Raw genomic sequence first — 9,083 nt, 5'->3', positions numbered from 1 at the left:
GGCTGGAAACCATCGGCGGCCAGCGCGTCTGCGGCTTCCATCAGGGCGACGAGGCTGCCCTTGTCGTCAAGCGCGCCACGCCCGTAGACGTAACCGTCCACGATCTCCCCCGCAAACGGCGCGCCGGTCCAGTCGTCTTCCGTGCCAATGTTCACGGGCACAACATCCTGGTGCGCCATCAGCAAGAGGGGGTCGAGCGAGCTGTCCGTGCCTTGCCAGGTGTAGAGCAGTGTCAGTGTACCGGGCACGAGTTCCTTGCTCATGGCGCTGTGCGCGGCGGGATAAGTTGTCTCCAGCCAGGCGTGCAGGTCCAGCCACGGGCCTTCCTGTCCGGGGCGTGGGTCACCCGCGGCGACTGTGATGGTGCGGAACTGGATTGCTTCGCTCAGATGCGTTGCCGCGCTGTCTGCCGACACCGTTGGCACTGNAGGAAGGTCAACACGTTCGCCCGANGCCGCGCCGCCATAGGTAAAGGTGCGGAACACGACGATTGCNACAAGAATCACGACCAGCGCGACAAGGCCCAACAGGATTTTCTTCAGCATCNGGTTTGCTTCCTCCAAACGTATCTTTCTTCCCGTGTCAGGCCCGACCGCCGCGACGTCAAGCTTTGTGCAAATAAAAAAATGACTTGGCCGTCACGTTTTTCGCGGGCAGGCTGAGCCCATGACTGACGCACGTGGCCCGCGCCTGTCCTTACCGAGAGTGCTTGCTTTCTCCTCGCTCAGCATACCGCTGGCAGGGGTGGGATTGCCCTTGGCCGTCTATCTCGCGCCGCTCTATGCGAACGAGGTGGGGCTNGGGCTGGAGCTGACAGGATTCCTGTTCATGGTGCTCCGCTTCTGGGACATCACGACCGATCCGATCATGGGCTTTGTGGTGGACCGCTATCGCAGCCCGTGGGGACGCGTGCGCCACTGGATCGTGCTCAGCGTNCCACTANTGGGGATCGCGACCTACTTCATCTATATGCCGGAACGGGGGGCAGGGCCGGCCTACTTCGTGGTGTGGATGATCCTGTTCTATGTCGGGTTNACCCTCTTGCAGACGGCGCGATCCGCCTGGGTTCCGGCCATTGCAACAGATTATGACGACCGTTCGCGCTTCTTCACCTGGGCGGAGGTGATCAGCATCGTCTCCATGCTGGCCCTGCTGGCCGTCCCTGCNATCCTGGCGGTGTCGGGTTTTGAAGTCGACCGGTTNGGACAAGTGGCCGTGATGGGNTGGGCCTTGCTCATTTCGTTGCCGATTGTCGCCTTCCTGTCGTGCACATTCGTTCCCGACAATCCGATGCGGGGCGACCGGGGCGAAGCCATGAAGTTTGACCTCAAGGCCATGATCGCGGCCCTGAGAAACAAGTTTCTCGGTGTCGTCCTCTCNATGGAATTGNTGGTGGGAACGGCTGTGGCCATCACNGCATCAAACTATCTGTTCGTTGCGGAATACGTGTTCGGCCTGTCGGATTCCATGGCCAGCGTCATCCTCATGATCTTCTTCTCGACGGCGGTCGCGGCGCTTCCGCTATGGCTGAAATTCTCGGCGATGACGGAGAAGCACACAGCCTTNCTCTGCGCCGTCATCATGGGGATGGCCAGTTACATCATTTACTATATTGCCGGTCGTTCAGGGGGCGGTTTTGGNGCGTTGCTTGTCGGTGCGCTCGTCAATGGTGCGGCTTTCAGCGCCCCTGTCGTGATCGCGCGCTCCATGGCGGCGGATGTGGTGGAGTANCAGGCTGCGCGTTCCGGGGAGAACCGGGCCGGCATTTATTATTCCCTGCTGACCAGTGCCTACAAGATCGGCAGCAGCCTTGCGTTCGGCATCGGATATTTCGTTCTCGGCCGGGTCGCCGGGTTCAAGCCGGGAACAGTCAATTCACCAGACGCTTTGCACGGCCTGTTGCTGGTTTTCTGTGTCCTGCCATTCATCCTGTACGGGCTCGCAGCACTGGTCGCATCGCGCTACACGCTGACCCGAGCCATGCAGCAGGACATCAGCAAAAGCCTCGACCCGCGCGGGCCTGAGATGCTGGACTAGAACCCGCCGCCTTCGGCCAGCCATTCGGCCTCTTCAGGTGTCGTCTCCCGGCCGAGCGCAGCATTGCGGTGCGGGAAGCGCCCGAATTTCTCAATCACTTTCAAATGCTGGATAGCGTAGTCGTATGTGTTCTCAGCAAAGCTGCGATAGTCAGGCCGGGCATCTTCGGCCAGTTTCTTGAATACAGCGACGCTTTGCTTCTGGTCCTCCAGAACCTCCGAATGCTCCAGCGGCAGATAGAAAAACACGCGTTCAGTCTCGCTGAGCTTTTCGTCCTCCTTCAGTGCCAGCCCGTCCTTGCACAGACGAAGCGCCAGCGAATCCTGATGAAACGCCCGCGCGTCATTCCGGAAAAGGTTGCGGCTGAACTGATCAAGCACGATGATGGCGGCAAGGCGTCCACGCGGGCCTTCGGCAGCCCAGTCATCCGCGAAGGGCAGGTGAGAGGCGTCCTCTAGCAGGTGCAGGAACTTCTCCCGGATTTCGGCATCCGTTGCGTCAGATTTTCCAAACCAGAGCTTGTGCTTTTCTTCAAGTCCGTCCACGGAGTTTGGCGTGTTCCCCAACCAATAGTCCAGTACGTCTGCGGGCGTCGGGATCTTCGTCATTCTGCTGGCCTCCGGGCAACGATCATATAGTTCACCTTCGTGTCGCCAGAGAGTTTCCAGCTGTCGCCTAGCGGATTGTACGACACGCCAATCGGATCTTCTGTTATCAGTCCGGACGCGGTGAGGCCGGCATCGGCTTCTTCAGGCGTCACGAATTTNGACCAGTCATGCGTGCCGCGCGGCAACCAGCCAAGCACATATTCTGCACCAATCACTGCCGTGGCGAGCGCCTTCGCCGTGCGGTTCAACGTGGCAACAATCATCAGGCCGCCTGGCTTTACCAGCCCGCCGGTATCTTTCAGGAATTGGTGCGGGTCTGCGACATGCTCGACCACTTCCAGATTGAGAACAATGTCGAACTTTGGCTCGCCTGCTTCGATCAGCCCTTCGGCGGTGCCGGCTCGATAGTCGATTTGCAGCCCCTGTTCCTGTGCATGGGTCAAGGCGGTCTTGATGTTCGCTTCAGAGGCGTCGACGCCGGTGACGGACGCACCAAGCCGGGTCATCGGCTCGCACACCAGTCCGCCGCCGCAACCAATATCCAGCAAGCGCAGGTCTTCCAGCGGGCGTTTTGCGTTGGGCGAGATGTTGAAATGCTGTTCCGCAGTCTCGCGGATGAAGCGAAGTCGAACGGGGTTGAACTTGTGGAGCGGTCGGAACTTGCCACGCGGATTCCACCAGTCTGCTGCCATTGCTGAGAACTTGGCGACTTCGTCCGGATCAATGCTNGGCGTGGCGGGGGCGTCGTTCACCCTGTCTTTTGCTACTGTCATAGTTCAAGAAACCTGTTTGATCCGGCGGGGAACACCCCCTATGGAGAGCGAATATAGTGGGATATCCCAAGAAGACGACAGGTTATGGGGCGAAATGGCGCGCACGGTTCTGAAATTTGGTGGCACATCGGTCGCAGACCTCGACCGCATCGCGAATGTCGCAGACATTGTGGCAGATCGCGCGGCAAAGGGCGAGCACATGGCTGTCGTCGTGTCNGCCATGTCGGGCGAAACGAACAAGCTGGTCGGCTATGCCGAGGGCGCGGCGGGGGATAATCTGCCNCGCGAGCAATTCGACGATGAATACGATGTCGTGGTTGCTTCAGGTGAACAGGTNACNGCGGGTCTTCTGGCTTTGGCCCTGCGCCGTCGNGGCCTGAAAGCGCGCAGCTGGCTTGGATGGCAATTGCGCCTGAAAACCAATAAGAGCCACGGCCGCGCGCGGATCATGGGCTTTGACGATTCCATGCTGCCGGATGCGGTGGATGCGGGGGAAATCGCCGTTATTGCCGGTTTCCAGGGGGTAACCGATGATGAACGTGTCGCCACGCTCGGCCGGGGCGGTTCCGATACCAGCGCCGTGGCTGTGGCTGCTGCGCTGANTGCGACCGTTTGCGACATCTATACGGATGTCGACGGTGTTTATACGACCGATCCGCGGATCGTGCCCAAGGCGCAACGGATCGAGAAAATCTCGTTTGAGGAGATGCTGGAACTCGCATCCCTCGGTGCCAAGGTTCTGCAGACGCGTTCTGTAGAAATGGCGATGAATCACAATGTGCCTGTCCGGGTGCTGTCCAGCTTTTTGAAGCCTGGTGAGCCCAATCCCGGAACCATTGTCTGCTCAGAGGAAGAAATCGTGGAAAAACAGGTTGTTAGCGGCGTTGCCTATTCACGGGATGAAGCCAAGGTCACGCTCTACGGAGTNCCGGACAANCCAGGTATCTCCGCCAAGATCTTCTCTGCCCTTGCGCGGGCTGGCGTGAACGTGGACATGATCGTCCAGGCGCAGGCACGTGGACCTGAGCAGGCCAACATGGTGTTCACCTGTACCGATCGGGACAGCCCGATTGCGCGGGATACGCTGGAAGGCATGCACGAAGAAATCGGGTATGAGCGCCTCGAAGTCGTGCGCGATGTTTCCAAAATCTCCATCGTGGGCGTGGGAATGCGCAGCCATACCGGCGTTGCCGAGACCATGTTCAAGGCATTGTACGAAAAAGGCATCAACATCGATGTTATTTCCACGTCCGAGATCAAAATCTCTGTATTGATCGGGGATGCCTACACTGAGCTTGCCGTTCGGGCACTTCATACCGCATTCGGCCTTGACGCTGCCTGACAGAGGCTGCGACAAACAGGCTGACCATGCCTTATAATCTGCCCGCGACGCGACTGCTGATGAACCGGCTCCGCCAGGTCATGGCGGAGGAAGGCGAAACACGTTCGCGGCTCGACAAGGTTGTAAGGCTGATTGCCTCCACAATGGTTGCAGATGTCTGCTCCATCTATTTGCGGTTGCAGGATGGCGGCCTGCTGCTGATCGCTACTGAAGGTCTGAAAGCTGACGCGGTCGCCGCAACGCGCCTCACCGCGAATGAAGGGCTTGTCGGTCTTGTTGCGCGCCGCGCTGAGCCGATGGCCATTCAGGATGCGCCGCGTCATCCATCCTTTTCCTACCGGCCAGAGACCGGAGAAGACCCATTCCACGCCTTCCTTGGCGTGCCGATCCTGCGTGGCGGCCGCGTCATTGGCGTGCTGACCGTCCAGAACCGCACCGAGCGGGCGTATGATGATGAAGAAGTCGACAATTTGCAGACCATTGCAATGGTGCTCGCAGAGATCGTCGATCGCATCAATCCGGACGCCCTGAACAATGGCGGCACGGATGAGAAGCGAGAGCGCAACACTGCGTCACTGGAAGGGCGTGTGTTCTGCGAAGGGCTCGGCTATGGCCGCGCCGTTTTGCATGATCCGGTCGTGCCCGCCGCAAAATTCTTCGCAGCGGATCAGGTGACGGAAAGCCATCGCCTGTCGGAAGGTATGGCGGAACTCAAGGCCTCGATTGATCGCATGATGTCGCTCGACGGCGCCGCACTTGGTGAAGACCCGCGCGATGTGATGGAGACGTATCGGCTGCTTGCGCATGACCCGTCATGGGCCGAGAAGCTGCAGGAAGGCGTGAAGTCCGGTCTTTCGGCAGAGGCTTCGGTAGATCGTGCCCGCCGCGAACACCGCGCCCGCCTGCAAAGTGCGCGTGATCCCTACCTGCGAGAGCGTCTTCACGATCTCGAAGATCTCGACAACCGGCTGCTGCGCATCCTTGGCGGGGAAGAGGGCAAGCCGCAAATCAGCGAAGAACGTAGCGTTCTCGTCGCCCGGCGTCTGGGGCCTGCCGAGTTGCTGGAATACTCCAACACGGGCCTGCGGGCGATTCTTATGGAAGAGGCGGCGGCGTCCTCTCATGCCGCAATCGTGGCGCGCGCGCTTGGTATCCCCACGCTCGGCGGCATCAAGGGGCTGACAACGCGGATTGACCAGGGGGACTGGGTGATCGTGGATGCCGAAGAAGGCACGTTGCACATTCGCCCGGATGACTCTCTGTACGATGCGTACAAGGGTCGGGTCTCCCTCCGCTCGGAACGTCAGGCGGCCTATGCTGCCTTGAAGGATCTGCCTGCGCGCACGACAGACGGGACCGATGTGTCCCTGATGCTGAATGCAGGCCTGGAGCTGGATCTCGACATGATGAAACAGGCAGGCGCCGATGGGGTCGGCCTGTTCCGGACTGAGTTCCAGTTTCTTGTGTCTGAGTCCCTGCCGCGGGTGAACGACCAGATCGAGCTCTACAAGACGGTGCTCGACAAGGCTGAAGGCAAACCGGTCGTCTTCCGCACTGTGGATCTCGGCGGCGACAAGGTGCTGCCCGCGCTGAATCTGCAGCGGGAGGAAAACCCGGCCCTCGGATGGCGCTCCATCCGGTTCGCGCTCGACCATAAGGGCCTGTTCCGCCGTCAATTGCGGGCACTCGTTCGCGCGGCAGGGGATCGCCCGCTGACCGTCATGTTCCCGATGGTGACCGTGGTTTCCGAATTCGAGGAAGCGCGGGATCTGTTGATGAAGGAAGTGGAATGGTCTGCGCAGCGCACGGGCCGCACCCCGGCTAAAGTAGAAGTTGGTGTGATGCTTGAGACGCCGGCGCTTGCCTATGGGCTGAAGGAACTGGCCGGAAAGGCCTCATTCCTGTCGGTCGGGACCAACGATTTGATGCAGTTCTTCTTTGCCGCAGATCGGATGACGCCGCATGTGTCGGAACGCTACGATCTGGTGTCACCCAGCGGCCTGCGTTTCCTGAAAGAGGTATCGGATTCCTGCAAGACGCACGGCATCCGCATGTCGGCCTGTGGCGAGGCGACCGGAACGCCGTTGTCAGCGCTCTGCTTCGTCGCGCTCGGATTTACTGCATTGTCGATGTCGGCAGGATCTATTGGACCGGTCAAGCAAATGATAAGGTCCTTGGATCTGCAGGCGTTCCAGCCGGACTTTCTGGCTGCGCTGGATGCGCCCGAGCAGGATTTCCGTAACCAAGTGTTAGCCTTGGCAGCCGATCATGGGATCGAGCTTTCTGATGGTTAATACGCTCTGGCCCATATAATCACCACATTCATGGACCAGATATTGCGGTGCAGGGAGGGGACCCCCTCGCTGTATCGATAAGCTGGATGAATATGGCACACGACGATTTGACCCGCGAAGATCTTGTTGAAACCGGCCCGGAAACGGCTGCGCCGAGCGCTGATGGCGTGAGCGCGCATGAGCGGGCAATGGAGATCTTCAAGGCGCGCGAGTTTGAAGGTGAGGCCCTGCGCATGGGTCAGGTCCTGCGCCGCGTGCGTGAGACGCTGGGCCTTGAGATTGCGGACGTGTCTCGCGATACGTTGATGCGCAAGGACTATCTGATGTGGATCGANCGTATGGAAGTCGGTGAACTTCCAGGCGGCGGTTATCTGACCGCGATCCTCAACACCTATGCCAANTATCTGAAGCTTCCCGAAAAAGAAGTCATTCGCGTTTACAGTCAGGAATGCGGCGCGGTGCANGAAGTGCAGAATGATGCACCGGTTCCGAAGATTGGCGAGATTGGCCCGGAGAAGTCGNGATGGCCGCTCGCTGTCGCNGCGGCGGCACTTCTGGTCGTATTGGGGGCGGGCGCGATTGGCGTTTCACAACTGGTTCGCCCAAATGTGGAGCTTGAGCCCCAGGCTGGCGTCGTCGCCGTNAATGGCGCGCGCGACAGCCTGTTTGCAGATGTTGAAACGTCCAAACGCCCGGCACCGAAGGATTTGCCCCTGGAGCTGGTCGCCGTGAAGCAGGGCTGGTTGGAAGTGCGCGGCGCGGATGGCACGATCTTCCGCAGCCGTGTGATGGCTGAGGGTGAGAGCTATTTCCCGCGCCTCAATGCAGGCTGGACGGTTTCCGCGCGTGATGGCAGCGCGTTTGAATGGCGCGTTGGCGATGTAACGGTCGGTCCCCTCGGACCAGAGGCAACTCCGGTCTTTTCCGCCAGTATTGATGAACAGATCAGCCGCGCAGCAGATGCGGCGGCCCCGGCGATGGCTGCCAATGGCGGCAACAAGGCGTCGCGCTAGGCTTGCCATGTGTCGCCGGACCGGCCATGTGATGCACGACAGTCACCGGACAGGACTTCGCGCCCATGTCTCATAATGCCATTCGTCCCTGGCGCAGCATCGAGCGCCGCAAATCGCGTCAGATCCGCGTAGGCAATGTATTGGTTGGCGGAGACGCGCCAATCGCGGTTCAGACCATGACAAATACGCCGACAGAAGATGCGGCGGCAACGATCGCGCAGATCGAGCGTGCCGCTGAGGCAGGCGCGGACATTGTGCGCGTTTCCTGCCCGACGGAGGAATCAACGGCGGCGATGCCGGAGATTTGCCGGGCAAGCCCGGTGCCGATCGTGGCGGACATTCACTTCCACTATAAGCGCGGTATTGAAGCAGCTGACGCTGGTGCGGCCTGCTTGCGGATCAATCCCGGCAATATCGGGTCTCCTGCGCGAGTGAAGGAAGTGGTTGCCGCGGCGCGGACCAATGGCTGTTCCATTCGGATCGGCGTGAATGGCGGATCTCTGGAGCGTCACCTGCTGGAAAAATATGGTGAGCCTTGTCCGGATGCGATGGTCGAAAGCGCTCTGGACCATGCTCGCATTCTCGATGATCTCGGCTTCCACGAATACAAGATTTCGGTGAAGGCCTCAGACATGTTCCTGACGGTCGCGGCGTATCACCAGCTGGCCGAGGCGACGGACGCACCGTTGCATCTCGGCATCACGGAGGCTGGCGGCCTGCGGACGGGAACAGTGAAATCTTCCATCGGTATGGGAACATTGTTGTGGTCCGGCATCGGTGATACGATCCGCGTCTCGCTCTCTGCTGATCCGGTGGAAGAGGTGAAGGTTGGCTTCGAAATGCTGAAGTCACTGGGCCTGCGTACCCGCGGCGTGAACATCATCGCCTGCCCAAGCTGCGCGCGTCAGGGTTTCGACGTGATCAAGACAGTTGAAACGCTGGAACAGCGCCTGGCCCATATTTCAGAGCCTATCTCGCTCTCCATCATCGGCTGTGTCGTGAACGGCCCCGGTGAA

At 59.9% G+C, this 9,083-nt stretch carries 8 protein-coding genes; 5 read left to right on the top strand and 3 right to left on the bottom strand.

What is annotated here, in order from left to right:
• The coding region (locus CBB91_RS07900) for a M20/M25/M40 family metallo-hydrolase (RefSeq protein WP_273013335.1) at positions 1–545 on the bottom strand (545 nt) is incomplete at its 3' end.
• Between the two features lie 121 nt (positions 546–666).
• Between CBB91_RS07900 and CBB91_RS07895 the strand changes: the two genes are divergently transcribed.
• On the top strand, positions 667–2,037 hold the full coding sequence (locus CBB91_RS07895) for an MFS transporter (protein ID WP_273013333.1): 1,371 nt from the start codon (positions 667–669) through the stop codon (positions 2,035–2,037).
• Here CBB91_RS07895 and CBB91_RS07890 read toward each other — a convergent pair.
• Together CBB91_RS07890 and ubiG are read right to left on the bottom strand one after the other, a co-directional pair.
• Positions 2,034–2,645, bottom strand: coding sequence for a DUF924 family protein (locus tag CBB91_RS07890; RefSeq protein ID WP_272983718.1), 612 nt, complete (start codon positions 2,643–2,645; stop codon positions 2,034–2,036). The two genes, CBB91_RS07895 and CBB91_RS07890, sit on opposite strands and share 4 nt — an antisense overlap.
• The gene (ubiG, locus tag CBB91_RS07885; protein ID WP_051602640.1) at positions 2,642–3,418 is read right to left on the bottom strand and encodes a bifunctional 2-polyprenyl-6-hydroxyphenol methylase/3-demethylubiquinol 3-O-methyltransferase UbiG; all 777 of its coding nucleotides are present in this window, start codon (positions 3,416–3,418) and stop codon (positions 2,642–2,644) included. The genes CBB91_RS07890 and ubiG overlap by 4 nt, the downstream gene beginning before the upstream one ends.
• A 94-nt stretch (positions 3,419–3,512) precedes the next feature.
• Here ubiG and CBB91_RS07880 point away from each other — a divergent pair, with 94 nt between their 5' ends.
• The 4 genes from CBB91_RS07880 to ispG all read left to right on the top strand — a co-directional run.
• A complete protein-coding gene (locus tag CBB91_RS07880) occupies positions 3,513–4,760 on the top strand; it encodes an aspartate kinase (protein WP_345906767.1) in 1,248 nt (415 codons plus the stop codon).
• Between the two features lie 59 nt (positions 4,761–4,819).
• Positions 4,820–7,054: a phosphoenolpyruvate--protein phosphotransferase gene (ptsP, locus tag CBB91_RS07875; protein WP_345906766.1), complete on the top strand. Its 2,235-nt coding sequence runs from the start codon at positions 4,820–4,822 to the stop codon at positions 7,052–7,054.
• Positions 7,055–7,146: 92 nt separating this feature from the next.
• Complete coding sequence (locus CBB91_RS07870; protein WP_345906765.1) at positions 7,147–8,067, top strand: helix-turn-helix transcriptional regulator; 921 nt, start codon at positions 7,147–7,149, stop codon at positions 8,065–8,067.
• Between the two features lie 65 nt (positions 8,068–8,132).
• Positions 8,133–9,083 (top strand): flavodoxin-dependent (E)-4-hydroxy-3-methylbut-2-enyl-diphosphate synthase (gene ispG / locus CBB91_RS07865; protein ID WP_273013325.1); only part of this gene is annotated, 951 nt, incomplete at its 3' end.

Source organism: Hyphomonas sp. TMED31 (assembly GCF_002172815.1).
Lineage (GTDB): Bacteria > Pseudomonadota > Alphaproteobacteria > Caulobacterales > Hyphomonadaceae > Hyphomonas > Hyphomonas atlantica.
The sequence above is the reverse complement of the archived record's forward strand: the minus strand, read 5'-3'. Positions and strand labels throughout refer to the sequence as shown.

Bases quoted from the DNA above. Each gene is read 5' to 3' on its own strand.
- CBB91_RS07890 (WP_272983718.1), bottom strand. From the start codon at position 2,645: ATGACGAAGATCCCGACGCCCGCAGACGTACTGGACTATTGGTTGGGG.
- ptsP (WP_345906766.1), top strand. From the start codon at position 4,820: ATGAACCGGCTCCGCCAGGTCATGGCGGAGGAAGGCGAAACACGTTCG.